The 26521-nt window shown below is 68.9% G+C and carries 29 protein-coding genes; 15 read left to right on the plus strand and 14 right to left on the minus strand.

Annotated features, from left to right (window positions below; all coding sequences use genetic code 11):
- Positions 1-85: 85 nt before the first annotated feature.
- A complete protein-coding gene (tuf, locus tag ACNJ7K_RS27315) occupies positions 86-1276 on the plus strand; it encodes an elongation factor Tu (RefSeq protein ID WP_016690893.1) in 1191 nt (396 codons plus the stop codon).
- A gap of 105 nt (positions 1277-1381) precedes the next feature.
- Here the strand turns inward: tuf and ACNJ7K_RS27320 are convergent, their stop codons facing one another.
- The gene (locus tag ACNJ7K_RS27320) at positions 1382-2545 is read right to left on the minus strand and encodes a serine hydrolase domain-containing protein (RefSeq protein ID WP_487042629.1); all 1164 of its coding nucleotides are present in this window, start codon (positions 2543-2545) and stop codon (positions 1382-1384) included.
- A 92-nt stretch (positions 2546-2637) separates the two neighbouring features.
- On the minus strand, positions 2638-3216 hold the full coding sequence (locus tag ACNJ7K_RS27325; RefSeq protein WP_327204005.1) for a TetR/AcrR family transcriptional regulator: 579 nt from the start codon (positions 3214-3216) through the stop codon (positions 2638-2640).
- Between the two features lie 99 nt (positions 3217-3315).
- On the opposite strand from ACNJ7K_RS27325, the gene ACNJ7K_RS27330 reads away from it, so the two are divergent.
- Positions 3316-4491, plus strand: coding sequence for an oxygenase MpaB family protein (locus ACNJ7K_RS27330; RefSeq protein ID WP_487042630.1), 1176 nt, complete (start codon positions 3316-3318; stop codon positions 4489-4491).
- A 21-nt stretch (positions 4492-4512) separates the two neighbouring features.
- On the opposite strand, the gene ACNJ7K_RS27335 is transcribed toward ACNJ7K_RS27330, so the two are convergent.
- The 5 genes from ACNJ7K_RS27335 to ACNJ7K_RS27355 are packed head-to-tail and all read right to left on the minus strand — an operon-like array spanning position 4513 to position 7033.
- Positions 4513-5076, minus strand: a complete 564-nt coding sequence (locus ACNJ7K_RS27335; RefSeq protein WP_487042631.1) for a hypothetical protein — start codon at positions 5074-5076, stop codon at positions 4513-4515.
- Positions 5073-6080, minus strand: a complete 1008-nt coding sequence (locus ACNJ7K_RS27340) for a DUF6286 domain-containing protein (protein ID WP_487042632.1) — start codon at positions 6078-6080, stop codon at positions 5073-5075. The genes ACNJ7K_RS27335 and ACNJ7K_RS27340 overlap by 4 nt, the downstream gene beginning before the upstream one ends.
- Entirely contained in the window at positions 6073-6267 is a 195-nt protein-coding gene (locus tag ACNJ7K_RS27345; protein WP_006552248.1) for a hypothetical protein, read from the minus strand. The genes ACNJ7K_RS27340 and ACNJ7K_RS27345 overlap by 8 nt, the downstream gene beginning before the upstream one ends.
- Complete coding sequence (locus ACNJ7K_RS27350) at positions 6264-6575, minus strand: hypothetical protein (RefSeq protein ID WP_487042633.1); 312 nt, start codon at positions 6573-6575, stop codon at positions 6264-6266. Before ACNJ7K_RS27350 ends, ACNJ7K_RS27345 begins: the two co-directional genes overlap by 4 nt.
- Entirely contained in the window at positions 6572-7033 is a 462-nt protein-coding gene (locus ACNJ7K_RS27355) for an Asp23/Gls24 family envelope stress response protein (RefSeq protein ID WP_120283568.1), read from the minus strand. Before ACNJ7K_RS27355 ends, ACNJ7K_RS27350 begins: the two co-directional genes overlap by 4 nt.
- A gap of 210 nt (positions 7034-7243) precedes the next feature.
- Here ACNJ7K_RS27355 and ACNJ7K_RS27360 point away from each other — a divergent pair, with 210 nt between their 5' ends.
- From ACNJ7K_RS27360 to ACNJ7K_RS27370, 3 genes are all read left to right on the plus strand, one after another.
- Positions 7244-8449, plus strand: coding sequence for an NAD(P)/FAD-dependent oxidoreductase (locus tag ACNJ7K_RS27360; protein ID WP_159417776.1), 1206 nt, complete (start codon positions 7244-7246; stop codon positions 8447-8449).
- A 68-nt stretch (positions 8450-8517) separates the two neighbouring features.
- The gene (locus ACNJ7K_RS27365) at positions 8518-9321 is read left to right on the plus strand and encodes a glutamate racemase (protein WP_487042634.1); all 804 of its coding nucleotides are present in this window, start codon (positions 8518-8520) and stop codon (positions 9319-9321) included.
- 162 nt (positions 9322-9483) lie between these two features.
- A complete protein-coding gene (locus tag ACNJ7K_RS27370) occupies positions 9484-10734 on the plus strand; it encodes an MFS transporter (RefSeq protein WP_159417778.1) in 1251 nt (416 codons plus the stop codon).
- Between the two features lie 52 nt (positions 10735-10786).
- Here the strand turns inward: ACNJ7K_RS27370 and ACNJ7K_RS27375 are convergent, their stop codons facing one another.
- Positions 10787-11842: a ferredoxin--NADP reductase gene (locus ACNJ7K_RS27375; protein ID WP_120279996.1), complete on the minus strand. Its 1056-nt coding sequence runs from the start codon at positions 11840-11842 to the stop codon at positions 10787-10789.
- A 300-nt stretch (positions 11843-12142) separates the two neighbouring features.
- Between ACNJ7K_RS27375 and mdo the strand changes: the two genes are divergently transcribed.
- The 3 genes from mdo to madC all read left to right on the plus strand — a co-directional run bounded on the left by mdo (position 12143) and on the right by madC (position 16132).
- Positions 12143-13414 (plus strand): NDMA-dependent methanol dehydrogenase, encoded by a 1272-nt coding sequence (gene mdo, locus ACNJ7K_RS27380; RefSeq protein WP_159417779.1) that lies wholly within the window; start codon positions 12143-12145, stop codon positions 13412-13414.
- 80 nt (positions 13415-13494) lie between these two features.
- The gene (locus ACNJ7K_RS27385) at positions 13495-14583 is read left to right on the plus strand and encodes a MadB family AAA-type ATPase (protein WP_487042635.1); all 1089 of its coding nucleotides are present in this window, start codon (positions 13495-13497) and stop codon (positions 14581-14583) included.
- A gap of 7 nt (positions 14584-14590) precedes the next feature.
- Positions 14591-16132, plus strand: coding sequence for a MadC family VWA domain-containing protein (gene madC, locus ACNJ7K_RS27390; RefSeq protein ID WP_487042636.1), 1542 nt, complete (start codon positions 14591-14593; stop codon positions 16130-16132).
- Positions 16133-16139: 7 nt separating this feature from the next.
- On the opposite strand, the gene ACNJ7K_RS27395 is transcribed toward madC, so the two are convergent.
- Both ACNJ7K_RS27395 and ACNJ7K_RS27400 read right to left on the minus strand, forming a co-directional pair.
- Positions 16140-16625 (minus strand): SRPBCC family protein, encoded by a 486-nt coding sequence (locus ACNJ7K_RS27395; protein WP_268654257.1) that lies wholly within the window; start codon positions 16623-16625, stop codon positions 16140-16142.
- Positions 16626-16679: 54 nt separating this feature from the next.
- Positions 16680-17039: an ArsR/SmtB family transcription factor gene (locus tag ACNJ7K_RS27400; protein WP_120279992.1), complete on the minus strand. Its 360-nt coding sequence runs from the start codon at positions 17037-17039 to the stop codon at positions 16680-16682.
- Between the two features lie 158 nt (positions 17040-17197).
- Between ACNJ7K_RS27400 and ggt the strand changes: the two genes are divergently transcribed.
- From ggt to ACNJ7K_RS27420, 4 genes are all read left to right on the plus strand, one after another.
- On the plus strand, positions 17198-19210 hold the full coding sequence (ggt, locus tag ACNJ7K_RS27405; protein ID WP_487042637.1) for a gamma-glutamyltransferase: 2013 nt from the start codon (positions 17198-17200) through the stop codon (positions 19208-19210).
- A 166-nt stretch (positions 19211-19376) separates the two neighbouring features.
- Positions 19377-20609, plus strand: coding sequence for an iron-containing alcohol dehydrogenase (locus ACNJ7K_RS27410; protein WP_268654253.1), 1233 nt, complete (start codon positions 19377-19379; stop codon positions 20607-20609).
- On the plus strand, positions 20606-21979 hold the full coding sequence (locus tag ACNJ7K_RS27415; protein WP_230791152.1) for a MadS family sensor histidine kinase: 1374 nt from the start codon (positions 20606-20608) through the stop codon (positions 21977-21979). The genes ACNJ7K_RS27410 and ACNJ7K_RS27415 overlap by 4 nt, the downstream gene beginning before the upstream one ends.
- Positions 21976-22653 (plus strand): MadR family response regulator transcription factor, encoded by a 678-nt coding sequence (locus ACNJ7K_RS27420; protein WP_060650749.1) that lies wholly within the window; start codon positions 21976-21978, stop codon positions 22651-22653. The genes ACNJ7K_RS27415 and ACNJ7K_RS27420 overlap by 4 nt, the downstream gene beginning before the upstream one ends.
- A 21-nt stretch (positions 22654-22674) precedes the next feature.
- On the opposite strand, the gene ACNJ7K_RS27425 is transcribed toward ACNJ7K_RS27420, so the two are convergent.
- Positions 22675-23019, minus strand: coding sequence for a winged helix-turn-helix transcriptional regulator (locus ACNJ7K_RS27425; RefSeq protein ID WP_059383276.1), 345 nt, complete (start codon positions 23017-23019; stop codon positions 22675-22677).
- Between the two features lie 131 nt (positions 23020-23150).
- On the opposite strand from ACNJ7K_RS27425, the gene ACNJ7K_RS27430 reads away from it, so the two are divergent.
- Entirely contained in the window at positions 23151-24041 is an 891-nt protein-coding gene (locus ACNJ7K_RS27430) for an NAD(P)H-dependent oxidoreductase (protein WP_268654250.1), read from the plus strand.
- Here the strand turns inward: ACNJ7K_RS27430 and ACNJ7K_RS27435 are convergent.
- From ACNJ7K_RS27435 to mftR, 3 genes are all read right to left on the minus strand, one after another.
- Positions 23964-24410, minus strand: a complete 447-nt coding sequence (locus ACNJ7K_RS27435; protein ID WP_159417788.1) for a hypothetical protein — start codon at positions 24408-24410, stop codon at positions 23964-23966. The two genes, ACNJ7K_RS27430 and ACNJ7K_RS27435, sit on opposite strands and share 78 nt — an antisense overlap.
- An 81-nt stretch (positions 24411-24491) precedes the next feature.
- Positions 24492-25295 carry a mycofactocin oligosaccharide methyltransferase MftM gene (mftM, locus tag ACNJ7K_RS27440; RefSeq protein ID WP_487042638.1) on the minus strand — a complete coding sequence of 268 codons (804 nt, stop codon included), beginning with the start codon at positions 25293-25295 and terminating at the stop codon, positions 24492-24494.
- Positions 25292-25957, minus strand: a complete 666-nt coding sequence (gene mftR / locus ACNJ7K_RS27445) for a mycofactocin system transcriptional regulator (protein ID WP_268654248.1) — start codon at positions 25955-25957, stop codon at positions 25292-25294. Before mftR ends, mftM begins: the two co-directional genes overlap by 4 nt.
- Before the next feature lie 119 nt (positions 25958-26076).
- Between mftR and mftA the strand changes: the two genes are divergently transcribed.
- Both mftA and mftB read left to right on the plus strand, forming a co-directional pair.
- Positions 26077-26172, plus strand: a complete 96-nt coding sequence (gene mftA, locus ACNJ7K_RS27450) for a mycofactocin precursor MftA (RefSeq protein ID WP_006553546.1) — start codon at positions 26077-26079, stop codon at positions 26170-26172.
- A 1-nt stretch (position 26173) separates the two neighbouring features.
- Positions 26174-26506, plus strand: a complete 333-nt coding sequence (gene mftB, locus ACNJ7K_RS27455) for a mycofactocin biosynthesis chaperone MftB (RefSeq protein WP_372473772.1) — start codon at positions 26174-26176, stop codon at positions 26504-26506.
- The last annotated feature ends 15 nt before the right edge of the window (positions 26507-26521 follow it).

Below are 26521 nucleotides of genomic sequence, written 5' to 3' on the forward strand. Positions count from 1 at the left end.
GTTATCCCTCGGTCACCTGCACGACCAAGTAATACAAACCGCACTGCTGCATACAGCAAGCAACAACAGTCCAGGAGGACATCCAGTGGCGAAGGCGAAGTTCGAGCGGACCAAGCCGCACGTGAACATCGGCACCATCGGTCACGTCGACCACGGCAAGACCACCACCACGGCTGCGATCACCAAGGTGCTTGCCGACAAGTTCCCCGACCTGAACGAGAGCTTCGCTTTCGATCAGATCGACAAGGCACCTGAGGAGAAGGCTCGTGGTATCACGATCAACATCTCCCACGTCGAGTACCAGACCGACAAGCGCCACTACGCGCACGTCGACGCCCCGGGTCACGCGGACTACATCAAGAACATGATCACCGGTGCCGCCCAGATGGACGGCGCGATCCTGGTCGTGGCCGCCACCGACGGCCCGATGCCCCAGACGCGTGAGCACGTGCTGCTCGCCCGCCAGGTCGGCGTTCCCTACATCCTCGTCGCCCTGAACAAGGCCGACATGGTCGACGACGAGGAAATCCTCGAGCTCGTCGAGATGGAGGTGCGCGAGCTCCTCGCTTCGCAGGAGTTCGACGAGAACGCTCCGGTCGTCCCGATCTCCGCTCTCAAGGCTCTCGAGGGTGACGAGAAGTGGGTCCAGTCGATCGTCGACCTCATGCAGGCCGTCGACGACTCCATCCCGGACCCGGTCCGTGAGACCGACAAGCCGTTCCTCATGCCCGTCGAGGACGTCTTCACCATCACGGGTCGTGGCACCGTCGTCACCGGCCGTATCGAGCGTGGCGTGATCAACGTCAACGAAGAGGTCGAGATCGTCGGCATTCGCCCCGAGTCGACCAAGACCACGGTCACCGGCATCGAGATGTTCCGCAAGCTGCTCGACCAGGGCCAGGCCGGCGACAACGTCGGTCTCCTCGTCCGCGGCATCAAGCGCGAGGACGTCGAGCGCGGCCAGGTCGTCGTCAAGCCGGGCACCACGACTCCCCACACGGAGTTCGAGGGCCAGGCCTACATCCTCAACAAGGAGGAGGGCGGCCGCCACACGCCGTTCTTCAACAACTACCGTCCGCAGTTCTACTTCCGTACCACGGACGTGACGGGCGTTGTTACCCTCCCCGAGGGCACCGAGATGGTCATGCCCGGTGACAACACCGAGATGTCCGTCAAGCTGATCCAGCCGGTCGCCATGGACGAGGGCCTCCGCTTCGCGATCCGCGAGGGTGGCCGCACCGTCGGCGCCGGTCGCGTCACGAAGATCATCAAGTGAGCTAGTCCTCACTGACGCTCGAACGGCGTCCACCCTCCGGGGTGGGCGCCGTTCGGCGTTTCTGCTCCGGCGTGGACGCCGTTCGGCGTTTCGGGTCACAGGCGATCAGCCGACGATCTCCTTCAGCTGGTTCGCCACGGGGGTCACCGGTTCCTCCCCGTCGGCCGTCAGGATGTCGCTGTTCACCGCGGCGACGACCACGGCCCGGCGTTCGGGCAGGTATCCCACGTAGGTGTTGAAACCGGGGAGCTCGCCCGTGTGGCCGAGCCAGCCGTTCTCGATACCGAGCCCGAGGCCGTAGGCGCGGGTGTCGGTCGCACCGGGGACGTCGAACAGGAACGAATCGAGGCGGAGCTGCTGCATCTCGGAGGAAAGGACGCCCTCGCCCGTCCCGAGGGCCGTGCCCCACAGTTCGAGATCGTCGACGGTGGAGATCACCGCGCCGGCCGACCATCCCCACGACGGGTTCCATCCGGTCGCATCGGCCGTCTGCCCGTCCGGCTGTCCCTGTTCGGTGATCCCGTACAGGTGCGGTGACGCGATGGCCGCGTCGGTGGGCATGACGGTGTCGGCCATGCCCAGGGGCTCGAAGACATTCGCCCGGAAGTACTCGTGCAGGCTCTGCCCGGAAACATGCTCGACGACCAGCCCGAGCGCGATCGTGTTGGTGTTGGAGTACTCGAACCGCTCCCCGGGAGCGAAGTTCGGTGCGTCACCTCGTACGTAGTCGAGGAGTTCGTCCGGGGTCCACGGTGCCTCCGGATCGTCGAAGAGTTGCTGCTGGAACTCCTCGTCGAAGGTGTAGCTGGGGATACCGCTCACCATCGAGGCCAGCTGCCCCAGAGTGGCGACGTCGCCGTTCGGCAGGCCCGGTACGTAGCGGCCGATCGGATCCTCCAGCGACAGGCGGTCGTCCTCCGCCAGTTGCAGCAGAGCGGTGATGGTCATCGTCTTCGTGATGCTGCCGATGCGGGTGTGGTCGTCGGGGCCGGGCTCCTCCGATCGACCCGCACCGATCGTGCCGGACGAACCGGTCCACTCGTATTCCGGGGTGACCACGCGCGCAACGACTCCCGGGAAGCCCACCTCCTCGCGGACGCGGTCGAGCACGTCCTGGAATTCGTCGGCGGGCGCCGTGCCGGTGGCGGTCGCACCGGAGGTTGTCGCTTCGGACGTTGCGGCGGGCGGTGATTCGCCCGAGGTGTCGTTGCCGCAGGCGGCCACGACGGTGAGGATCACGGCGGACAACACGATCGGTAGTCGACGCACGGCACTCTCCCCGGTCGAGACGACGGTGTGAAGACGACGGTTATCAGTATGTGCCGTTCGACAGGACGTCGAGTCTGTTTTCCGGCCGTGCGTCAAGCGCTCTCGATCGCGGCGAGAAGCATCCGCGCCGTCACCGCGATCATCCGCGTCCGATCGGATCTCCGGGGCCGCAGGAGGGCGATCCGCGAGCACAGGCTCGCCGTCGCTCCCATCACGATGAACACGAGATCGTCGAGTGCTGCGTCGTCGAGATCCGGTCGCAGCCGCGCCGGAATGATGCGTCCCAGCGGCCGCAGCGGACCTTCGACCTCGGCCCACGCGAGCCCGAACTCGAGCTCCTCCGAGGTGTACGACACCCGGAGCACCGCGGCGTGTTTCTCGAACGCGGCGGTGAGACTCTCCACGACCGTCACCATGGCCTCCTCCGGCTCCTGGTCCATCGCCCGCCCGATGGCGGTGGACAGCGAGGTGGTGATCGCGTGGACGGCGGTCATGCGGAGTTCGTCGAGCACGGCGTCGACGTCGGGGAAGTACCGGTAGACCGTCCCGATGCTCACGTGGGCGTGCTCGGCGAGTGCTGTGGTGCTGATCCGCGCGGTGGGGCTGCGCTCGAGCAACTCGTACGCAGAGGTGAGGAGCAACTTGCGAGTGTCGTGACTCCGCTGTTGCACAGGACGCTTCCGAGGGGTTCTGCCTGCGGTTCTGTTGCTTCTCGGGGAGCTCATGAAAAGTGAATAGTAAGTGAGGATTCCTCGTGTTTCCATGGATGCATGGAGCGACGTATCCCACGTGATCTCGTCAACGCCGACCTTGCGGTGCGCCGATACGCAGATCTCGGCGAGCGCTGGCTCGACGGCATGTGGCAGGCCGACCCGCCGGCCGACGCCGTGGTGAACGACGACTTCGGTCCGACCTCCGCGACCGACGCCGTGCGCGTCGCACTCGCCGACGGTGTCGACGCGGTCCCCGACGCACCCGAATCCCTGCGAGAGCTGTTCGCCTTCCTCGACGACGAACCCGGCTGGGTCGACCACGACCGCATCGACAACGCCGCCGACGCGCTCGTGCGGCACACCCCGATCCTCGGCATGGTGCTCGGTGCCGCGTCGCTGCTGCGCGGTGCCGGAAACTTCATCGCCGGAAAGCCTCTCGCGCTCACGGGCCGCTATGTGAGTCAGCCGGCCGTGCGGTCGGTCGAGGTCGGGGAGTGGTTACGGCACGTCCTCACTCGCGGTGGAATGCGCCGAGACGGAGGCGGATTCGCGTTCACGGTGCGGGTGCGCCTGATCCACGCCCACGTGCGCAAGGGCATCCTCGCGAGCGGAGTGTGGGACGAGGACGCCTGGGGAGTGCCGATCCCGCAGTCGTACATGGCGCTGACGATGGCCGAGTTCGGGCACATCGCGGTCGAGGCGATGCAGATCCTCGGGGTGCGCTTCACCGATCGCGAACTCGACGACATCTACCACCTGTGGCGATATGTCGGGCACGTGATCGGGATGGGCGAGGAACTGGGCCTGCGCACCGAACGCGACCACATCGCGGTCGAGGACCTCTACCGGCTCACCTCGCCCGGCCCCAGCGACGAGGACCGGGAGTTCGTCACCGCGTTGACCGAGCAATATCTCGTCCCGGAGCTGGCGAACCTGCTGCCGGGCACCGCGCCGATCCGGACGACGGTCGCCCGCACGGTGATGCACTCGCTGCAGCGGGTGTTCATCGGCGACGCCGACGCCGACGCCCTGCACATCCCCGACAGCCCGCTCAAGTACGTCCTCGGACGCGTCGGGCCGCTGCTCGCGCTCGTCAACCGCGTCCAGGAACTCCGCTACCCGGATCTCGAACGCACCACGCAGCGGGCATACAAGGTACGCGACGTGGCGATGGACCGAATGCGCGTGGACTACCGCGTCGAGCACGACCTCGTGGACGCGGCCCGAAGCTGAGCGGCCCCGGGCCGCAGGGAGTCAGTGGACGTCCACAGCCGGGTCGAGATGCACCAGGACCTGCGTCGCCACGTGCGCCCCACCGAGAGCCCGCGCGACCCGCTGAGCGGCATCCTCGGCGGCTTCCGTCAGTTCGGTGACGTCGATGGTCGGGTCGGCGTGCACCACCACCGAGAGCGTCGGCAGGTTGCGTTCGACGACCGCGCGCCCGCGCACGGCCCGCACACCGGGCAGGGCGGCGAGTTCCGCTGCCACACCGTCGGCGACGGGACCGAGTTCGACACCGAGGGTGGCGTCGGTGACCTGGTCATAGAGTTGCACGGTCGACGTGCGCCGGCGCGACAGGTTGACGGCGAGCAACGCGATGCCGAGCACGAGTCCGCCCGCGAAGACCGACCACAGGGCCGGTGTCCACCACGACTGGTCCGGGACGTCCGTCACGCGGGGACGGTCGAGACGCGAGAGTTGCTCTCGGGCCAGGGGAACCTGCCACACCCACGCGAGGGCGAACGCGCCGGCGCCGGCGAGGGCGAGGCCCGCCAGGAAGGTGACGAGCCGATTCGCCAGCACGGTACGGAGTTTCACCGAGCCACCTCCACCACGAGTTCGACGGGGTCGGCGAGCGCCGCGAGGTTCGGAGCGACCGTGCCGCGCACGGACGCGGTGATCTCGTCGACCGGTGTCCCGTCCTCGATCGAGATGCGCACCACGGCACGGCGACGGTCGACGACCGTGCGGGCCGTGCGCACACCGGTGAGCGCGGACGCGTGGGCGCTGCACATGCGTGCGACGTCCGTGCGCCGCATCCACACCGTGGGCACCGGCCCCGCGACCTGCAGCGGCACATGCGTCCGGCGGCGGGGTTTGAGGGCGACGACGATCAGGACGATCCCGAGGACGAGGCAGACGCCCGCGACGGGTGCGAGCCAGGTGTGCCAGTGCAGGCGGCCGAACCACTCGAAGGAGTTGCGCAGCCACGGGGCACCGCCGTACGTCCCGTTGACGATGAGCAGTTCCCGGGCGGCGACGAACGACAGGGCGAGCGCCGCGATCGCCACGATCGCGGCGGCGGGTGCGGCCGCGGGCGGCGCCAGCGGTGGCAGGGGAGCGACGGTGGGGATGTCGGGATGCGGAGTGGTCCGCGCCGCGACGATGTCGGATTCCAGGTACTCGACGGGTGGCTGCGCCTCGTCGGTCTCGCCGTCCTCGACGAGCGCGGTCGCGACGATGAGCACGTTGAGTTCGCTGATGCGCATGCCCGTCAGGTCGTGCAGCTGGCGTTCGACCGCGTCGTGGACCCGGCGGGTGAGCATCGCCGCGTCGTACGGCCATTCGGCGGCGATGTAGAGATTCACCGCGACGGCCTTCGCGCCGGTGGTGACGTCGGCCCGGGGCAGGTCGCGGCCGGTGAGACGCAGGATGCCACCTCCGCTGTGCCGCACCACACCGGGAACGCCGAGTGCGGCGGCCGCGGCGATGCGTTCGATCGCACGGTCCTTGACGACGAGGCTGCCGCGTTCGCCCGGGGGAACGACCCCGGTCCCGGTGTCGTCGGATGTCCCGACGTCGGACGCGGTGGGATCAGCCACGGCCCCGACTCCTCAGCAGGGCGCCGAGGTCGAGGTGGCCGTCACGATGGGCGCCGATCGCGGCACCGAGCGCGCCGAGCAGCACGGCGAACAGCAGACCGCTGAACCCGCCGATGATGCCGGCGAGGGCCAGGAGCAGCCCCGCGAGGAGTCCGACGACGGTGTTGCTGACGGGTGTGTGGTTCACGATGGGGCTCCTTCTCGTTCACCGGCGTGGACGTCTTCGATCGTCACCTGGACGGGCACGTCCACCAGCGGGGACACCCGGACGCGGACGGCGTCGGCGACGGCCGGGAGATCGGCGGGGATCCGCACGACGATATGCACCGCGCACAGCTGATCGGTCAGCCGCACACCTTCGACCCGTCGCCCGGGCAGATAAGTGGCGACCTCCCCGAATGCGCCGCGGTGCAGACCCACGACGCCGGGCACGGACAGCGCGGCGTCCGCGACCAGGTCGGCCGCGCTCGCCTGCGCCGCGGATCCGGGGTTCACTGCACGCGGGGTTTGGCGTCGTCGGTGAGGGCCGCTGCCTCTTCGTGGAGCATGACGTCGAAGACCGTGATGTTGACCTCGGTGACCTCGAGTCCCGTCATGCGCTCGACCGCGGCGATGACGTTGTGCCGGATGGCGACGGCGAGTTCGTGCAGCGCAACGCCGTATTCGGCGACGATGCCGATGTCGATCGCGGCCTGACGCTCACCGACCTCGACGGCGACACCCTGTCCGTGGTTGATGCGCGCACCGGGGATGCGGTCGCGCAGTGCGCCCACGACGCGGGCGGTGCCGGCGCCCACCTCGATGACGCCGCTGATCTCGCGGGTCGCGAGCCCCGCGATCTTGGCCACCACCGCGTCCGCGATGATCGTGCGGCCCTGCGGGTCGGCGGGTCCGGTGGAGGTTCCGGCGCCGAACTGTATGCGGCTGATACCTGCGCCGCTGTCGCTGGTCATGAGGGCTCCCAGGTAGGTGTACCGGTCGTGGTCCGTGCTCGATCCTGTGCTGGATCCCATTGTCCTCACGGTGCCTCGAACTCTAACGGCCGACGTAGGTCTGTCGCCCGCCGTCGCCGTTTGGTAAGAACGTGGGACGCAGGGTGGGATGCATCACTACCGCGCGGCACGCGCATGCGTGTCACAGACGAAGCGAAGGATGGGCCGAGGGTGTCGAACGAGCGGGAGACCGAGAGTACGCCGGAGCGCGTCGTCGTCGTGGGCGCCGGCCTGGCGGCGGTACGTACCGCCGAGGAGCTGCGCCGCGCCGGATACGAGGGCGAACTCGTGCTCGTCGGCGACGAGACGCACCTGCCCTACGACCGCCCGCCCCTGTCGAAGGAGGTCCTGCGAGGCGATCGCGACGACACGACCCTCCGGCCGAGCGAGTTCTTCGGTGAGAACCGCATCGAACTGATGCTCGGTGCCGCGGCCCGCTCTGTCGACACCGCGTCGCGCACCCTCACGCTCAGCGACGGCACCGAACTCGGCTACGACGAACTCGTCGTCGCCACGGGTCTGCGGCCCCGCCGCATCCCCGGTCTGCCGGATCTTGCCGGAGTCCACGTCCTGCGGTCGCTCGAGGACAGCCGCGCGCTGCGCGAGGCGATCGTTCCGGGTGCCCGCGCCCTCGTCGTCGGCGCCGGTTTCATCGGGTGCGAGGTCGCGGCGAGCCTGCGGGCGCGCGAGGTCGAGGTCGTGCTGGTCGAACCGCAGCCCACTCCGCTCGCGTCGGTGCTCGGTGCCGAGGTCGGTGCTCTTGTCACCCGCCTGCACACCGCCGAGGGTGTCGACGTGCGTGCCGGCGTCGGATTGTCGGAGATCCGCGGCGACGAACGTGTCACCTCTGCCGTCCTCGGCGACGGCAGCGAGATCGACGTCGACCTCGTGGTGCTGGGCATCGGTTCGACCCCGGCCACCGAGTGGCTCGAGGGATCGGGTGTCGAGGTCGAGAACGGTGTCGTGTGCGACGGCACGGGCCGCACCTCCACCCCGCACGTGTGGGCGGTCGGCGACGTCGCGTCCTGGCAGGTACCGGCCGGTGGGCGCAGGCGCATCGAGCATTGGACGAACGCCGGCGAGCAGGCATCCGTCCTCGCGAAGACCATCATGGGTGTCGAGGCCGGGGCGGCCGCGCAGGTGCCCTACTTCTGGAGCGACCAGTACGACATCAAGATCCAGGGCCTCGGTGCGGTCACCGCCGACGACACGGTGCACGTCGTACGCGACGACGGCCGCAAGTTCCTCGCGTACTACGAGCGCGACGGCAGGCTCGTCGGCGCTGTGGGCGGCGGCCTGCCCGCGCTGGTCATGAAGTCGCGCGCGAAGATCGCCGCGGGCGCCCCGATCGACGAGCTGCTCACCGCGGCGGTCTAGGGGAGTGGTGCTGCGCGCCGCACCGACCGCCGTCGGGCCGGCCGCGCGCGACCCGCTAGATTCGTAGGGTGATCGTTGCGCTCATCGACTCGGGTCTCGGGCTCTTGCCGACGTCCGCGTGGCTGCGACGGTTGCGTCCCGAGCTCGACCTCATGTTGTCGACGGATCCCGACGGCGCCCCGTGGGGCCCGAAGTCTCCGGACTGGGTGATCGACCGGGTCGTCACCACCGCCCGTCGCGCCGTCGATCGCGGCGCCGAGGTGGTCGTGCTCCCGTGCAACACCGCATCGGTGACCGCCCTCGAACACGTCCGGGCCGATCTCGGTCCGTCGGTGCCCGTGGTGGGCACGGTCCCCGCCGTCAAGCCCGCGGCCGCCGCGTGCGATTCGGTGGCGATCTGGGCCACCGCGGCGACCACCGCGAGCAGGTACCAGGCGAATCTGATCGAACAGTTCGCGAACGGGTCCGAGGTCGTCGGCGTGGCGTGTCACGGACTTGCCGACGCGATCGATGCGGGTGATCGGGTGGCCGTCGCCGCAGCGGTCGCCTCCGCGGCCGAGCGCACCCCTCGGGACGTCCAGGGTGTGGTTCTCGGCTGCACCCACTACCCGCTGGTCGCCGACACCATCACCGAACACCTGCCGGCCGGAGTGCGCCTGTTCGACAGCGCCGAGGCCGTCGCACGGCAGACGCTGCGCCGGATCGATGCGCTCGGGCGACCCGCCTCGGGGTCGGGCCGTGTCGAGGTCTTCCGCAGCGGTGTGCCCGGAGAGTTGCCGTCGGCCGCGACGGTCTTCGCGGCCGGTCGCGCCCTGCTCGCGGCGCCCGGCGACAGGCGGGACGAGGACGTCGAGGACGCGACCTCCCTCTGAGTGTCCGAGCGCCCTGTGGGCGGCCGGAGGAATACTTCGCCGAGCGAAGTATGTTGGTGAAGGGGTGTTCACCGATTCGCGCGGGGGCGCATCGTTCGTGTCCGCGTGGGACACGCCGTTCGTTTCCCGCGTGGAACACGCCGATCACCTTATGGAGGTTCGATGACTGCTCCCGTACAGCCCCGCGGCCGCATCCGCTCGTTCGGTTTCGCCGTGGTCGGCCTGGGAGCGTTCACCCTCACCGCGTCGTCGTCGGCACCGTCACCGCTGTACCCCGTCTACCAGCAGATGTGGGGATTCTCCGCGGCGATGCTCACGGTGGTGTTCGCGGTCTACGTGCTCGCACTGCTCGCGGCGCTCGTGACGGTGGGGTCGCTGTCCGACCACGTCGGGCGCAGACCCGTGATCGTGACGGCCCTGCTGTTGCTCGCGGCGAGCATGATGGTCTTCATCGCCTCCCCGGGGGTGGGGTGGCTGATCGTCGCGCGGATCCTGCAGGGTCTCGCGGTGGGCGCGGCGACGAGCGCGCTGGCGGCGGCCGTGATCGAGATGCAGCCGAACAGGCACATCGGTCCGCTGATCAACACCGCGGCGCCGTCGCTCGGCCTCGCGCTCGGTGCGGCGGGAGCCGGCGTACTCGTACAGTTCGCGCCGTTCCCGACGGTCCTGAGTTATGCGGTCGTCGGCGTTCTCGCCGTCGTGCTGGCGATCGCGCTGATCTTCGTACCGGAGACGTCGCCGTCGGTGGGTTTCCCGTCGCGACGCGACGCCCTGCGCAGCCTGGTGCCGAGCGCGTCGGTGCCGCGTGAGGTCCGGGGCCGCTATCTGCTCATCCTGCCCAGTCTGATGTCGGCGTGGGCGCTCGGCGGGCTGTACATGTCGCTGGGGCCGTCGATCGTCGACTCGGTGTTCGGCATCGACAACCGGCTCGCCGCGGGTCTGGCGATCGGCACGCTGTTCACGGCGGGAACGGTCGCGGCGACCACCACGGCCCGCCGCGACCCCCATCGCATCGTGATCCTCGGGGCCGTGTTGCTCGCGACGGGACTGGCCGCGGTGATCACCGCGCTCCTCACGGGATGGGTCGCGGTGTACTACGCGGGTACCGCGGTCGCCGGCTTCGGCTGGGGTTCGACCTTCGTCGCGGCCATGGGCGTGGTCGGCTCCCTCGGCCGACCCCACGAGCGCGGCCGGATCTTCGCGACGACCTTCGTCGTCTGCTACTTCGCGTTCTCGGTGCCCGCGATGGCCGCCGGGGTGGCGGCCGGATCGTTCGGCCTGATGTCCACCGCCGTCGGCTACGGTGTGATCGTCGCCGTGCTGGCGCTCGTGGCCGGGGTCGGCGTGCTCGTGCGCAAGCCGAAACCCGACTCCGCCGGGATGCGGGAAGTGCCCGTCCCCGCACGTTCGTAGGGGCCGGGCACTTCCGCAGAGAGAGTGAGCAGCGGGGCGTGAGTCCGCCGGATCAGAACTCGATCTTGAGGTGGTCGGTCACCGGCCGCGCCTGGCAACCGAGGATGTAGCCCGCCTCGATGTCCTCGGGGTCGAGCACGTCGCAGTTCTCCATCTCGACCTTGCCCTCGAGCACGGTGCACGCGCACGATCCGCATTCGCCCTCCTGGCACGAATACGGCACGTCGATGCCCTTCGCGAGCATGATGTCGACGAGGGTCTGCTTGCGCGGCCACGACAGCTTGTGGACCTCGCCGTCGAGCTCGACCTCGACGGTCGCGGCGTCGGCGGCGTCCTCGTCACTGACCTCGACCGGCGCCTGGTCGGCGAACGGGTCGCCCGACAGCGAGTTGAAGACCTCGGCGTGCACGCGGGCGCGGGGCATGCCCACGATGTTCAGTGCCTGGTGGACCGTGTCCATGAACGGTCCGGGACCGCACATGAACGCCTCGTACGACTCGTAGGGCGTTGCGATCGCAGCGAGCTGGTCGGCGGTGGGCAGACCCTGGACGGACTCGAGCCAGTGCACGACGGTCAGGCGCGTCGGGTACTTCTCCGCGAGAGCCCGCAGCTCCTCGGCGAAGATGACGGACTTCTCGTCGCGGTTGGCGTAGACCAGCACCACCTTGCCGCCGCCCTGGGTGAGCGCGGACTTGAGGATCGAGATCACCGGGGTGATGCCGCTGCCGGCGCCGAACAGCAGGAAGTCGTGGTCGAGCGACTTCGGGGTGAAGACACCCGCGGGCGGCAGCACCTCGATGGTCTGTCCGGCCGCGATGTTGTCGCACAGCCAGTTGGATCCGTAACCGTCGGCGGTGCGCTTGACGGTGACCTTGGGGGCGTCGTCGGTGAACGGGGAGCTCGCGAGCGAGTAGCAGCGGGCCACGGAGCCCGTCCGGTCGCTCGGGATGCGCAGGGTGAGGAACTGGCCCGGCCGGTAGGCGAATTTGTCGCGCAGCTCGTCCGGGACGGCGAACACGATCGACCGCGTGTCGGCGGTCTCCTCGACGACGGCGGACACGGTGAGGATCACCGAGCGTGAGCCGTGGGGCACCTCGACAGTCGTCATGGGTGGGTCTCGTCCTCTCCTGCAAAGATGGCCGCGCACGACCGAATCTAGAACGTGTTCTAATTAAGGTTACCAGCGCGCATGGGATGAGGAAAACGGTACCGGCACTGCTCGGGCGGGTGCGGCGCCCACCCGGTCAGCGGGAGGTGCCCTACCCGAACGGACGGTGACCCCCACGGCGACCGGACGGTTTCGGCCGCTACGTCTTTCACGCCTCGCAGCTCTGGTCGATGGTGAATCGCGGATGAGGTCCACATCACACTCCCGATCCGCTCCACCCCCTCTGCGAGGAGATACACCATGGCAATCGAGCTCAATCAGATCTGGGACTTCCCGATCAAGGAATTCCATCCCTTCCCCCGCGCGCTGATGGGTGTCGGCGCCCACGACATCCTCGGCGTCGAGGCGAAGAACCTCGGCTTCAAACGCGCCCTGCTGATGACCACCGGCCTGCGCGGATCGGGGATCATCGAGGAGCTCATCGGCAAGATCGAGTACCAGGGCGTCGAGGTCGTCCTCTACGACAAGGTCGAGTCCAACCCCAAGGACTACAACGTCATGGAGGCCGCGGCGCTCTACCAGAAGGAGAAGTGCGACTCGATCATCTCCGTCGGTGGCGGATCGAGCCACGACGCCGCGAAGGGCGCCCGCGTCGTGATCGCCCACGACGGCCGCAACATCAACGAGTTCGAGGGCTTCGCGAAGTCCACCAACAAGGAGAATCCGCCGCACATCGCCGTCTCCACGACCGCCGGCACCGGCTCCGAGACGTCCTGGGCCTACGTCATCACCGACACCTCCGACATGGACCACCCACACAAGTGGGTCGGCTTCGACGAGGCCACGATCGTCACCCTCGCGATCGACGACCCGCTGCTCTACTACAGCTGCCCCCAGCACTTCACCGCCTACTGCGGCTTCGACGTCCTCGCCCACGGCTCCGAGCCGTACGTCTCCCGGCTTGACTTCGCCCCGTCGCTCGGCAACGCCCTGTACTCGATCGAGCTCGTCGCGAAGCACCTGCGTGAAGCGGTCTTCGAGCCGCGCAACCTCAAGGCCCGCGAAGGCATGATGAACGCCCAGTACATCGCCGCGCAGGCCTTCAACTCCGGCGGCCTCGGCATCGTGCACTCCATCTCGCACGCCGTCTCGGCCTTCTTCGACAGCCACCACGGCCTCAACAACGCCATCGCCCTGCCGCGCGTGTGGGAGTACAACCTGCCCTCCCGCTACGAGCACTACGCCCGCATCGCCACCGCGATGGGCGTGGACACCCGCAACATGACCACCGTCCAGGCCGCCGACGCGGCGGTCGAAGCGGCGATCCGTCTCGCGAAGGACGTCGGCATCCCCGACAACTTCGGTCAGGTGCGCACCGACTCGTACGAGAAGAACCAGATGAACACCAAGAAGTACGCGGGTCGCGGAGACACGATCCGCGGCGACGAGAAGACCGTGCGCGCCATCTCCGAGCACATCCAGGACGACTGGTGCACCCCGGGCAATCCCCGCGAGGTCACCGTCGACTCGATGATCCCGGTCGTCGACCACTGCATCAACCGGTCCTACTGAGAACCCGCGCTCCCGGGGCGTCCCCTGCGCCCCGGGAGCGCCCTGCTCCGCTGCGACCACGCCACAGAAGGAGACCCCGGATGACCCCGTTCGCCTCGGGCGCCGAGTTGAAGGATGCGCTGCGCCGGCACGACTACATCGCCGACGACGAGTTCGCGACCGTCGTGCACCTCGCCACCGCACTCGAGCGGCCCCTGCTGCTCGAAGGCCCCGCCGGGGTCGGCAAGACCGAACTGGCCAAGGCACTCGCCGCGGTCGGCGACCGGAAACTGGTTCGACTGCAGTGCTACGAAGGGCTCGACGACAGCCGCGCCCTCTACGAGTGGGACTACGCCAAACAGCTGCTGCACGTGCAGATGCTGCGCGACCGCATCGGCGAACTGCTCGCCGGTCACGCCGACCTCGCGGACGCGTCGACGTTTCTCGCGCAGCAGGACTTCGGGCTGTACTCGGAGACCTTCCTGTCGGTCCGTCCGCTGCTCGAGGCCGTGCTCTCGGAGGAGCCGGTGGTCCTGCTCGTCGACGAGGTGGACCGCACCGAGGAGTCCATGGAGGCGCTGTTGCTCGAGGTGCTCGCCGAACGGCAGGTGACGATCCCCGAGGTCGGCACGTTCACGGCCCGGTCCACACCGTGGGTGATCCTGACCTCCAACGACACTCGCGAGTTGTCGCCCGCGCTCAAGCGTCGCTGCCTGCACTACCACGTCGGATACCCGACACCCGAGCGTGAACGCGAGATCGTCACCGCGCGGGTGCCGGACGTGCGCCCCGGAACGGCCCACCAGATCGTCGACCTGTCCCGGAGCCTGCGCGACCTGCCGCTGCGCAAGAGGCCCTCGATCTCGGAGGTCATCGACGCCGCGCGTGCGGCGACGGTGATGGGGCACGACGCCGACGACCCCGATTCGCTGGGCGGCATGCGCGACGTGCTGTTGGCGACGCTGCTCAAGTACACCGGCGACGTCGACCTCGCGAAGACCCGGCTCGGCGGTGCGGCACCGGCAACCGCGGTGTCCGAACCGATCGCGTCCGAAGCGAGTGCGCCCGAACCTGTTCCGGTGCGTGAACGCGTGACGGTCGCATCACGCCCGGCGAACACCACGACCGCCGTCTTCCGGGGACGCGGTGGTGGCGGTCGCGACGCCGCGGGCAGCGGACTGCGGGGGTGACCCCGCAATGCACGCATCCTGGATCACACGGGTGACCGCGCTCGACGAGCGTCGCCCCCGCTACGTGCTCGACGTGGTAGCGGCGGTGTTCGGCCTGCTCCTGCGACGCCACGGTGTCGCGGCGTCACCGGCGGAGAGCATCGAGGTGCGCCGGGTGCTCGACCTGGTCCCCGTCCGCGAACGGGATTCACTGCGCTCGTGCCTGCGGGCGGTGTGCGCCAAGTACCCGCACGAGCGGGCCGGTTTCGAGCGCGCCTTCGACGAGTTGTTCGGTGCGGTCGACGCCGCCATCGCCGCGAGCGGCGGCGGCCCCGCCCGGGCGCAGTTCGCCGAATCCCTACCGGCGGCGCTCGAGATCGGCGACGACCCGAGCATCGCGCGCTACGCCGAGTACAACGACCGCGCAGCCGAGGTCGGCGACCACTTCGACACCCCGGAGGCCCGCAAGGGGTTCAACCCGCACAAGGACGACGACGATGTGTCGATGACGTCGTCCGATGCCGATCTGTCGGTGGACACCGGTGCGGACTCGGGCCGTCGCGGCGTCACCTACACCATCGACGTCGAGAATGCGGCGACCACGACGGTGGGTGATCTGTCCGGTGAACCCGGGGCCGCGGTCGTCGGATCGCTGTCGTGGGACGACCCGGCGTCGATCCTCGCGTGGCTCGACGCCTACGACCCGCACCGCACGTACGGGGGAGAGGTCCTCGACGAACCTCTCTCCGCCTCACAACTCGCGCGACTCGTGGACGCGGTCGAGGCGTTCGTCGCCTCGCTCGCCGCCGCGGTGCCGGGCGCCGAGGGCGTCGAGGCACCCGAATCGCACGACGCCGCCGGCATCGATCGTGCCGAGATCGAGCTCGCGTGCCACGAGGTGCTGCGCCGCATGCGCGGACCGGTCCGGCCCCATCCTCGTGAGCGGACCCGCGGACGGCTCGACATGCGCAGGACCGCCCGAGCGGGGATGCGGACCGACGGAGTGCCGTTCCGGCTCGTCGTCCGCGCGCCCCGCCCCGACCGGGTGCGACTGCTCGTCCTCGCCGACGTCTCGCTGTCGGTCCGTCCGATCACCGCGTTCACGCTCCGGCTCGCCCAGGCGATGCACGGGCGGGCGCACCGGTGCCGGGTGGTCGCCTTCGTCGATCGTCCGGTGGACGTGACGACACAGTTGCTGGCCGCCGGCGGCGACGGTGCCCTGGCCGCCGTACTCGCCCATCCCGCAGTCGATCTCGAAGCGAGCAGCGACTACGGCCGGACGTTCGACGAACTGCTCACCGAGCACTCCGGATCGATCGACGGCCGGACATCGGTGCTGGTGGTGGGGGACGGGCGCTGCAACGGCCTGCCCCCGCGCACCGACCGGCTCGAGGAACTCCGTCGCCGCGTGCACCGCCTCGCGTGGATCACGCCCGAACCCGAGCGGTACTGGACACAGGCGACCTGCGCGATGCCCGACTACGCCGAACTGTGCGACGAGGTGGTCGTCGCCCGCGACGGCGCGCAACTGCTCGCGCGCGCCGCCGAACTCGGCCACGCCCTGCGGTGAACGGCGCTCACCGTTTCGCGGACCCGGCCAACAGCTCCTCGAGTCGTTCGAAGCCCTCGGTCAGGCCGGTCTCCATACCCGATTCCGCCATTCCGTCGCGAGCCTCCTGGCTCGGGTACACGGAATGGCCGACCAGCTTGCAGCGGCCGTTCCCGAGGTCGACGAAGGTGAGCGTCTCGAGGCTCACCACGTCCGGGAACCCGAGATATTCGAAGGTCTGGACGATGAGCTCGTTCTCGCGGACGGTGTGGAAGACACCCGCGAAGCGGTAGCTGCCGCTGTCGTCGGAGTGTTCGTAGCGGTACGAACCGCCGGTGCGGAGGTCGTACTCCTCGATCTTCATCTCCAGGCCGCGCGGGCCGAGCCACTGTGCGACGAGATCGGGGTCCTTGTGGGCGCGGAAGACGTCCTCGACGGGAAAGTCGAACTCCCGCTCGTAATCGATGAAGGGGACGCCCTCCGGGATCGAGAGGGCGACTGCGTTGCTGCTCATGATGGTCCTCCAAGGATCGGGGTGGGCTACGCACGCTGTGTGGATCGGGGTGGGCTACGCACCCCGTGGCCGATCGGGGGCCGCTTCCCGGGCCAGCACGGCGTCGAGACCGCGGAACTGCTGCTCCTTCACCAACCGGTAGCGGTCGATCCAGGAGGTCAGCATCTCCAGCCGTGCGGGGTTCAGGTGGACGGGCCGGCGCTGGGCGTCGCGCGTGCGCGTGACGAGCCCTGCGTGTTCGAGCACCCGAATGTGTTTCGAGATCGCCTGTGTGGTGATCGCGAAGGGTTCCGCGAGTTCGGTGACCGTGGCCGGGCCCCGGCTGAGCCGGGCGACGATGCGGCGGCGGACCGGATCGGCCAGGGCGGTGAACGCCAGGTCGAGCGCGGTGTCGTCCCCGTCGTCGTCGTACACGATCGCCTCCGTTTATGAACCTTCCGGTTTATCAACCATCCGGTTGAATAAAGGATGCTCCCCGGACCACGACCGTGTCAAGGGGTTCGGAGCGCGGACGCGAACCGATCGCGGTCGAATTCCCTACGGGCACTCACGCGCCCGGCTACGGTCGGTGAATGGTCCTGCCCTCGAGAGTCCGGTCCGGTGTCCGCGCGGTCTTCGCCGCGGCCGTCTCGATCACCCTCCTCGGCGCGTGTACGTCCGCGTCGGGTGATACGGAAGCGGGCGATATGGAGTCGGGCGGTACAGCTGACGTGCAGGAGACCGCGGCAGCCGCGACCTGCACCGCCGAACCCAACGGCACCCCGATCACCGATACGCAGCCGGCGACGGAGACCGGGGATCGCGACATCTCCACGAACCCCGAGATCGCGACCGGTTACCGCGCCGGCATGACCGCGGTGACCACCTCCTCCTTCGCCGTGTCGACGGCCAATCCCGCATCCACCGAAGCGGCATGCGAGGTCCTGCGCGACGGTGGGACCGCGGCCGACGCACTCGTCGCCGCCCAGATGGTCCTCGGTCTCGTCGAACCCCAGTCGTCGGGTATCGGCGGCGGAGCGTTCCTGGTGTACTACGACGCCGAGTCCGGTGAGGTGAAGGCATACGACGGCCGCGAGACGGCACCGATGTCCGCGACCGAGAACTATCTACGCTGGATCAGCGACACCGATCGCACCGAACCCCGCCCCGACGCGCGTGCGAGCGGCCGCTCGATCGGCGTGCCCGGCGTCGTGCGGATGCTCGAAACCGTCCACGCGGAGCACGGGAGTGCCGCCTGGGGCGAATTGTTCCGCCCCGCCATCGATCTCGCCGATCAGGGCATCGTGATCAGCGACCGTCTGGCGCAGTCGATCGCCGATTCCGCCGAGCAGCTCGCCGTCGACGACGAGGCCCGCGCCTACTTCCTGCAGGCCGACGGCTCGCCCAAGCCCGAAGGTGAGATCCTCACGAATCCGGCGATGTCCAAGACACTCTCGGCGATCGCCACCGACGGCGCCGACGCCTTCTACACCGGTGACATCGCGGCCGGCATCGTCGAATCCACCGGCACCGATTCCGGCGGGCGTACACCCGGAACGATGACCCTCGAGGATCTCGCCGTCTACGAGGCGAAGGAACGGCAACCACTGTGCACGCCCTACCGCGAGTACGAGATCTGCGGGATGCCCAACCCGTCCTCGGGTGGCATGGCGGTCGCTGCGACGCTCGGCATCCTCGAGAACTTCGACCTCGCGTCACTGCCACCGTCCGACGTCGACGCGGACGGTGGCGTCCCCGACGCGGACGCGGTGCACCTGATCTCCGAGGCCGAACGACTCGCCTACGCCGATCGCGACAAGTACGTCGCCGATGCCGATTTCGTGCCCCTGCCGGGTGGCTCGCTCGAGACCCTGGTGAACCCGGACTACCTGTCCGAACGCGCAGGGCTGATCGACCCCGGCAAGAGCATGGGCAAGGCGCAGCCCGGCGACTTCGGCCCCGTCCCCCTCGGCATGCCGCCGCAGAGCCCCGAGCACGGCACCAGCCACATCTCGGTCGCGGACAGCTACGGCAACGTCGCATCCATGACGACCACGATCGAGTCGGCCTTCGGCTCGTTCCACATGACCGACGGCTTCCTCCTCAACAACCAGCTCACCGACTTCTCGGCCGAACCGGTCGACGAGGACGGACTGCCCGTCGCCAACCGCGTCGAACCCGGCAAGCGGCCGCGCAGCTCGATGGCCCCGACGCTCGTCTTCGATCGCACCCCCGACGGCGGTCGCGGCGACATCCGGATGGTGGTCGGGTCGCCGGGCGGCTCGGTGATCATCCAGTTCGTCGTCAAGACACTCGTGAACACCCTCGACTGGGGACTCGACCCGCAGCAGGCCGTCTCGGCCGTGTCGTTCGGCGCCGCGAACACCCCCGTCACCGGGGTCGGCGGCGAACATCCGGCGATCGACGGTGCCGACGACGGAGCGAACGATCCGCTCGTGCAGCAGCTCCGCGACATGGGCCACGAGGTGTCCGTCGCCCCGCAGTCCAGTGGGCTGAGCGCGCTGCTGCGTCAGGGGGAGGGATGGGTCGGTGGCGCCGACCCCCGCCGCGAGGGCGCCGTGATGGGCGATACCGGCGGGCAGTGACGGAGTCGGCGCCGAGCGCTGATCGACGCCCGTGACCTACCCTGTGGGATAGGTGCCGACCTCCCCATCGGTCCGGTGCGTCCCGTGCCCGCTCCGCCCGACAACCCGTGCACCGTAAGCTGGATCACACAGGTGCGCGGATCGTGCGGATCGTCAGGAGTGAACAGTGGCCGTCGTCATGCCGGGACACCAGAACACGACCCATCCCCGTGCTTCCGCGACCCCTCGGGACGACCACCCCGCTTCGGGGCCTGCCCTGGTCAAGTTCCACGCTCCCGAGATCGTCTTCGGGGAGGGCTCGCTCGTCGAAGCGGCCCACGCCGCGGTTCGGCTCGGCGGTGTCCGCCCCATGCTCGTCACCGACCCGGGGCTGATCGAGGCCGGGTGGGTCGACGAACTCCTGCAGCACCTGCGTGATCAGGGGGTCGACGCCACTGTGTGGGCCGGTCTCACCCCCAATCCCAAGGACCACGAGGTCGCGGCCGGCCACGAGCTGTACCGGTCGCGGGGCTGCGACGTCCTCGTCGCGCTGGGCGGTGGCTCGGTGATCGACGCTGCGAAGGGCGTCGCGATCCTCGCCGCCAACGGCGGCAACATCCTCGACTACGAGGGCGTCGACCGTGCGCCGTTGCCCATCCCGCCGATGGTCATGGTGCCGTCGACGTCCGGGACGGGAGCCGACGTCTCCCAGTTCTGCGTGGTCACCGACACCGCGCGCGGTAGCAAGATCACCATCATCGGCCGGTCGCTCGTCCCCGACCTCACGGTGATCGATCCGCGACTGCTCACCACCATGCCCGCCGACCTCAACGCCGCCACCGGACTCGACGCCCTCACCCACGGCATCGAGGCGTTCGTCTCCCGCGCCCACAACCCCCTCACCGACCATCACGCACTGCGGGCGGTGGGCATGGTCACCGGCACGCTCGCGCGCACGATCGACGACCCGACCTACATGCCCGCTCGCGCCACCATGGCCCAGGCCAGTCTCGAGGCCGGACTCGCGTTCACCAACGCGATCCTCGGTGCCGCCCACGCGATGAGCCATCAGGTCGGCGGTCTGCTCGACCTGCCGCACGGGGTCATCAACGGCGTGCTCCTGCCGCACGTCATCCGGTTCAACGGTGCCGACGATCCCGAGCCGTTCGTCCAGGTCGCCGCGACCCTCGGTCTGGAGGAGGCGCGCGGTGCCGCGCCCGAGGCCGTCGAGGCCGTCGCGTCGCGCATCGACGCGCTCGCCCGCCAGGTGGGCGTGCCGCGTGGACTGCGCCAACTCGGTGTGCGGGAGGAAGACCTGCCGCGACTAGCCGAGGGAGCACTGCGCGACGCGTGCATGTCGACGAATCCGCGTACCGCGACCCGCGACCAGATGATCGAGTTGTTCCGGACGGCGCTGTGAGTGCTCCCGACCTGTCGGCATTGACCGGACTCCGCTCCGGGAAGTCGACCTTCTATCCGCAGTACCGCGGCGCCGCTGAACGACTCGAACGCGTCGTCCACGCACTCGAACTGATCTCCCGGGCACTGGTGCGTACGGTCGAGGGGCCGGAGACGCTCATCTGCGCCGTCGCCGAAGCCGCCCGTGCGCACCTGAGCGCGACGTGGGTTGCTTTCGCCCTCGCCGACGGTGTCCTGCCCGATGCCGGGCCGCGCAGGCTCGTGCTCGGCCCCGACGCCACTCCCTTCCTCGTCGACAACGTCGAGGGTCCGCCCCTGCCCGATGAGGTCGTGGCCCTGCTCGACGCCGTGCGTACCGGTGCCGTCGAACGTCGCGAGCTGGTCGAGAACCACCACGTGTTCGTGCCCATCGTCCTCGACGGGGGAGTCGCCGGTGCCATCGCCGCGTGGACGCCGGACCACCGCGTCCTCGACACCACCGACCGCGCCGTCCTGTCGATCCTCGCCAGCCAGACCGCGGTCGCGCTGCAGAACTCGGCGCTCTACCAACGCGGACAACTCCTGCTCGAACGCGCCGAGCAGGCCTACCGCGAAGCGAACCGCTCCGCCGCCGATCTGCAGGCACGCAACGAGGAGCTCGAAGCGACCCTGAAGAAACTCGCTCTCACGCAGCGGCAGCTGGGCGTCGCCCACCGGAACCAGGCCCTCGACGAGGAACGCCACCGCATCGCGCGCGAACTCCACGACAGCGTCACGCAGGCCGTGCTCTCGGCGGGCATGCAGATCGAGGTGTGCCGCAGCGACATCCCCGACGCCGAACGCAGCGAACGACTCGACCTCGCCAAGGAACTCACCCGCGGTGCCGTCGAGCAGTTGCGGTCTGCGATCTACGCGCTGAACCGGCCGTCCGATTCCGAACGGATGTCGTTGCCGGAGATGCTCGAACAGCTCAGCGTGGCCCACATGCCGGGCGAACTCGAGGTCAAGACGAGGATGGGTGGCACACCGGTCGAGTTGAGCGGCGAGGCCGAGCACGCCCTGCTCCGGATCGCCGGCGAAGCGCTGTTCAACGCGGCGGTGCACGCCAACGCGAGTCGCGTGGTGCTGCGGCTGAGTTACGGACGCGATGCGGTCCTGCTGTCGGTGGCCGACGACGGCGACGGCGACCCGGCGCGTCTGCGGGTGATGCTGCGACTCGCCGCCAACGATCTCGACGGGAGCCATCGCGGTCTCGCGAACATGCAGGCCCGCGCCCGCGAACTCGGCGGCACCCTCGAGGTGCGTCGTTCCCGGTTCGGTGGAGTGCGGATCGCGGCCCGTATCCCGTTGCAGGACAATGCTGTAGCTCAACAGGTGGGAGAACCGTCATGACCGTCACACCACCGCAGGCGACCCCGCGGGCGCGGCCCGGCACGGTGCGCATCGCACTCGTCGACGACCACGCGATCCTCCGCCAGGGACTCCGCTCGATCCTCGACCGCGAACCGGATCTCGAAGTGGTGGGGGAGGCCTCGACGGACGTGGAGGCGCTCGCGCTCGTCGACCGCATGCGTCCCGACATCGTGCTGCTCGATCTCAAGCTCTCGGCCGGATCGGACTTCGAAGGGCTGGGATTGTGCGGGCGGCTGTCCTCGGCGCACCCGGGCATCGGTCTGCTCGTGCTCACCACCTTCCTCGACGAACAACTCGTCGTGCGGGCGGTGCACGCGGGCGCGCGTGGTTACGTCGTCAAGGATGTCGACACCACCGAGCTGGTGCGCGCCATCCGGGCGGTCTCCCGCGGCGAGAGCGCCTTCGACTCGCGCAGCGCGGCGGCGGTCGTGCGTTCGCTCAACGGGCAGGGCACATCCGCCGAACAGTTGACCGGCCGCGAACTCGAGGTGCTGAAGCTTCTCGCCGCCGGCATGTCGAACGTGAAGATCGGTGAGCAGCTGTTCATCTCGGCCACCACCGTGAAGTTCCACGTCAGCAACATCATGCGCAAACTCGGGGTGAGCCGCCGGGCCGAGGCGGTCTACGCCGCCAGCAAGCAGGGGCTGATCTGACCTCCCGGCCCCTTCCGGCACTCAGCTCTGCGCGGTGAGCCTGCTGCTGTAGGCCGCGCCCCAGTCGTCGAGCCACGCGACGGCCGGCTCGAGGGTCCGGCCGAGCTCGGTCAGTTCGTACTCCACCCGCGGCGGCACCTCGGCGAAGACCGTGCGCGACACGATCCCGTCGGCCTCCAGTTCGCGGAGCTGCCGGGTGAGCACCCGCGCGCTGACGGGACCGACCCGCCGACCCAGTTCGCCGAACCGGCAGGGCCCGTCGATCAGGTTCTTGACGATCGTGAGCTTCCACGCGCCCCCGAGAACCGCCACGGCGATCTCCACCGGGCACACCTGCATCGCCGTCTCCACGGCCTTCCGTGTCATCGGAACTCCTGTGCCGTCGAAATTTCCCGTCATCGGAACTTCCTGGTCATCGCCGATGGTTACCTTTCGGTCCGTATGTGATCGCAAAGTGCGTACTTCCCATACCGTTCCCGTCCCCAGACTATGGAGGCATGGCCGAGAAGAACAGTGCAGAAAAGGACAGTGTCGAGAAGGGCAGCGTCGAGAAGGGCAGCGTTCTGTGGGTACACGCCCATCCGGACGACGCCTCACTGGGGCACGCCCTCGTCCGCTCGGGGGTGGCACGACTACGCGAGTCGGGCACGCACGTCGCGATCTCGGATCTCTACGCGATGAACTGGAATCCGGTGCTCTCCGGCGCCGACTTCGGTGCGGCGCCGGGGAGAACGTTGTCGGAGCGTCAGAAGAACGCCACGGCGACCGGACTCCTCGCCGACGACATCCGCCACGAACAGGACGCACTGCGCGCCGCCGACCACCTCGTGGTGTCGTTCCCGCTGTGGTGGTACGGCACGCCGGCGATCCTGAAGGGATGGTTCGACCGCGTGTTCACCAACGGTTTCGCGTTCGGTGTCCGCGACGAGCACGGGCGCGTCCGCAGATACGGCGACGGGGGACTGGCGGGCAGAACGATGCTCGCCGTCGTCACGGCGGGCGATCGGGCCGCAGCGCTCGGACCGCGCGGAATCAGCGGGTCGATCGATCACGTGCTGTGGCCGCTCCTGCACGGCACGGGCTTCTACACCGGAATGCGGGTACTCCGACCGCATCTCGTCGCGAGCGCCGACCGACTCGACGAGGAGGACTTCCTGCGCGAGGAGCATCGTTTGCACGATCGTCTCGACGGCTTGTCGTCGGAATCCGGAATCCCGTACAGGCCGCTGCGCGGAGGAGAGTACGACCGCGAACACGTGCTGGTCGACCACGTCTGCCCGGGCGAGTACGGACCCGACGTCCACACCGCGTCAGCGTCCGGTCGGAGCAGGCGAGTGAAGCGGCACGAGTACCGACAGTGCGCCGGTGTACAGGATCAGGCGCAGTAGCGGTCCGCCTCGAAGAAGCTGCCGGGTGATCTCCCGGACCCGTCGGCCCTCGTCCTCACCCGGCGGCGCGGCGAGCACGATCGCGGGACCCGTCCCGGGCCGGACCGCGGTGACGAGCAGGCACTCCTCGACGGTGGTGAGTACCGGAATGTCGTTCGCGCCGTCGGTCTTTCCGATCGCCACGGCGTCGTAGTCGGAGTCGTCCGCGTCGTCGTGGTAGACGAGCAGCCGCACGTCCGGCCGCTCGGGGAGTGGCCGACAGTCCGTCACCACTCCGGACGACGATGACATCTCCCGGTCCGCGGCGCGGCGGGGGAGGACGACGCGGCGGGTCGTCCAGCCGAAGTGGCTCTCGACGATCTGGTCCATCGCGCCACCTCCTTCCGTCCACACCGGGTATTCGTCGCCGGACGGGAATCGGATGGGCGGGCAAGCGGATGGCCCGGTGGATCACCCGATGACGAGCCACCCGCCGTGGTGTTCGAACACCACGAAGGGACGCCCGGTGCTGCGCCCGAGTTCCTCGAGCGCGGGCAGGTCGAAGGTGCGCACGTGTCCGTGGCAGACCGTGGCCTCGTCCTCGAACGGCACCGCGACCACCACCCGCTCCCGGGCGATCCGTAGCGCCTCGGCGAGGATCGTGGCACCGAGGGCGTCGTCGACGTGCTCGAGCAGGTGGATCGCGGTGACGGTGTCGGCGCTGCCGTCGGGGACCGGGACGTTCGCCGCGTCGCACACGAGTGTGTCGACGTGCAGTCCGAGCCGCGGTGCGACCGCATCGAGCAGGCGCATCGTGCCGGGCAGGATGTCGGTGGCGGTGACGGCGGTGCCGGCGGCCGCGAGTCGCAACGGCAGGAAACCGAAACACGACCCCAGGTCGAGCACGCTCCCACGGACGAGTTCGGCTGCCCGATCGTGGATGGGCGCGAAATCGGCTGTACCGTCGAGCAGTTCGCCGAGCGAGTTGCGGTAGTAGGTGACCCACGAGTCGAGGGCACCCGGCACCGTGGAACGGACGAGTCCCACCATCGTCAGTTCGAACTCGTCCTGGCCGAACTCGGCGTCCTGGATCGAGGAGGTCACCTCGGCGACGAGGCGCTCGCTGATCTGCTCGGCCGTGAGGGAATGCGTGACGTGGAGCCGGTCGTCCTCGCGCCGGACGTTCAGCGGTCCGGCGGGTACGCGTTCGACCGTCACGTGGTCGTGTGTCCACCGGCCCGGGCTGCAGGGAGCGAGCGAATCGAGCAGGGTCATTGTTTCGCAACCTTTTTCGGAGGTGTGGCAGGGGGAGGCGTGGAAGGGGAGTGCGGGTCACCGTAGTCGAGACCGGCGGTCAGTGTCCCCATCCCGATGGCCAGGTATTCGTGCAGGTCCGATCCGGGTTCGTCGAGCCACGCCTCGTAGGCGGAGATCGCGACACCGAGCAGCAGATAGCCGACCGTGCGGGGGATGTGGTCGTCGGGATCGGCCCCGATACGACGGGCGACGAACTCGGCGACGACACGTCTCCACCCTTGGTACATCACCGACGAATAGCCCTGCAGTGTGGGCGTGTGCAGGATGAGCCCCATCCGCGCGCGGTGTCGTTCGGTCTCGCTGTCGGGGAAGGTGTTGAAGTCGTGCAGGGCGGTGGTGAGCGCTGCCGAGAGCGGGACGTCCTCGGGGATCGTTTCGAGGCTCGCGCGCATGCCGGCGAGGTGTTCGTCGAAGTTTCCCCAGGCCACCTCGTTCTTCGACGGGAAGTAGCGGAAGAAGGTGCGTCGGGCAATGCCGGCCGCCTCGGCGATGTCGTCGATGCTCGTCTCGTCGAAGCCCGCCTCCATGAACAGCTCGATGCCGATTGCGGCGAGTTCCTCCTTCGAGGTGGACGGGCGGCGACCTATCCGAGCGGACGGTTTCCCGCGGCTACGCGTCATTCTTCCTCCCGGAGGCGTGACATTCTGCACTCGATGCCATTACAGTGGTGAACCGGCTCACAGCGCAAGTCCGCTGTGACGACCGACTCCGATCCAGGAGAAGAAACCGAGGAGGAAACATGTCCGATCGTGACAACGCCGTGATCGAATCCGATCTGATCGAGGAGTCCCTCGTCGAAGAGGTCTCCATCGACGGCATGTGCGGCGTGTACTGACATGACCGCACCCGGAGCCACCGACGTGTCCCCCGTAGCAATGGACACCGGGATAGCAATGGACACCGAGATGTTCGATCCGGGTGCCGGCTGGCGGCTCCACCCGCAGGTAGCGCTTCGCCCCGAGCCGTTCGGGGCGTTGCTCTACCACTTCGGCACCCGCAAGTTGTCGTTCCTGAAGAACACCGTCATCGTCGACGTCGTCCGATCCCTCGGCGACCACGGTTCGGTGCGAGAAGCGTTGCGAGCGCACGGGATCGACGAGAACGCCGAGCGGCCCTACGTGCGTGCCCTGGGCACCCTGGCCGATTCGCACATGATCGTTCCTGCCTGACGTCTGTAAGGACCA

This window comes from Rhodococcus shunpengi, from assembly GCF_048381395.1.
Classification (GTDB): Bacteria; Actinomycetota; Actinomycetes; order Mycobacteriales; family Mycobacteriaceae; genus Rhodococcus.

What these genes read in the sequence shown, in the direction of transcription:
- ACNJ7K_RS27330 (WP_487042630.1), top strand. Translation starts at nt 3,316, where the DNA reads ATGGAGCGACGTATCCCACGTGATCTCGTCAACGCCGACCTTGCGGTG.
- ACNJ7K_RS27355 (WP_120283568.1), bottom strand. Translation starts at nt 7,033, where the DNA reads ATGACCAGCGACAGCGGCGCAGGTATCAGCCGCATACAGTTCGGCGCC.
- ACNJ7K_RS27370 (WP_159417778.1), top strand. Translation starts at nt 9,484, where the DNA reads ATGACTGCTCCCGTACAGCCCCGCGGCCGCATCCGCTCGTTCGGTTTC.
- ACNJ7K_RS27375 (WP_120279996.1), bottom strand. Translation starts at nt 11,842, where the DNA reads ATGACGACTGTCGAGGTGCCCCACGGCTCACGCTCGGTGATCCTCACC.
- mdo (WP_159417779.1), top strand. Translation starts at nt 12,143, where the DNA reads ATGGCAATCGAGCTCAATCAGATCTGGGACTTCCCGATCAAGGAATTC.
- ACNJ7K_RS27385 (WP_487042635.1), top strand. Translation starts at nt 13,495, where the DNA reads ATGACCCCGTTCGCCTCGGGCGCCGAGTTGAAGGATGCGCTGCGCCGG.
- madC (WP_487042636.1), top strand. Translation starts at nt 14,591, where the DNA reads ATGCACGCATCCTGGATCACACGGGTGACCGCGCTCGACGAGCGTCGC.
- ACNJ7K_RS27395 (WP_268654257.1), bottom strand. Translation starts at nt 16,625, where the DNA reads ATGAGCAGCAACGCAGTCGCCCTCTCGATCCCGGAGGGCGTCCCCTTC.
- ggt (WP_487042637.1), top strand. Translation starts at nt 17,198, where the DNA reads ATGGTCCTGCCCTCGAGAGTCCGGTCCGGTGTCCGCGCGGTCTTCGCC.
- ACNJ7K_RS27420 (WP_060650749.1), top strand. Translation starts at nt 21,976, where the DNA reads ATGACCGTCACACCACCGCAGGCGACCCCGCGGGCGCGGCCCGGCACG.
- ACNJ7K_RS27425 (WP_059383276.1), bottom strand. Translation starts at nt 23,019, where the DNA reads ATGACACGGAAGGCCGTGGAGACGGCGATGCAGGTGTGCCCGGTGGAG.
- ACNJ7K_RS27430 (WP_268654250.1), top strand. Translation starts at nt 23,151, where the DNA reads ATGGCCGAGAAGAACAGTGCAGAAAAGGACAGTGTCGAGAAGGGCAGC.
- ACNJ7K_RS27435 (WP_159417788.1), bottom strand. Translation starts at nt 24,410, where the DNA reads ATGGACCAGATCGTCGAGAGCCACTTCGGCTGGACGACCCGCCGCGTC.
- mftM (WP_487042638.1), bottom strand. Translation starts at nt 25,295, where the DNA reads ATGACCCTGCTCGATTCGCTCGCTCCCTGCAGCCCGGGCCGGTGGACA.
- mftR (WP_268654248.1), bottom strand. Translation starts at nt 25,957, where the DNA reads ATGACGCGTAGCCGCGGGAAACCGTCCGCTCGGATAGGTCGCCGCCCG.
- mftA (WP_006553546.1), top strand. Translation starts at nt 26,077, where the DNA reads ATGTCCGATCGTGACAACGCCGTGATCGAATCCGATCTGATCGAGGAG.
- mftB (WP_372473772.1), top strand. Translation starts at nt 26,174, where the DNA reads ATGACCGCACCCGGAGCCACCGACGTGTCCCCCGTAGCAATGGACACC.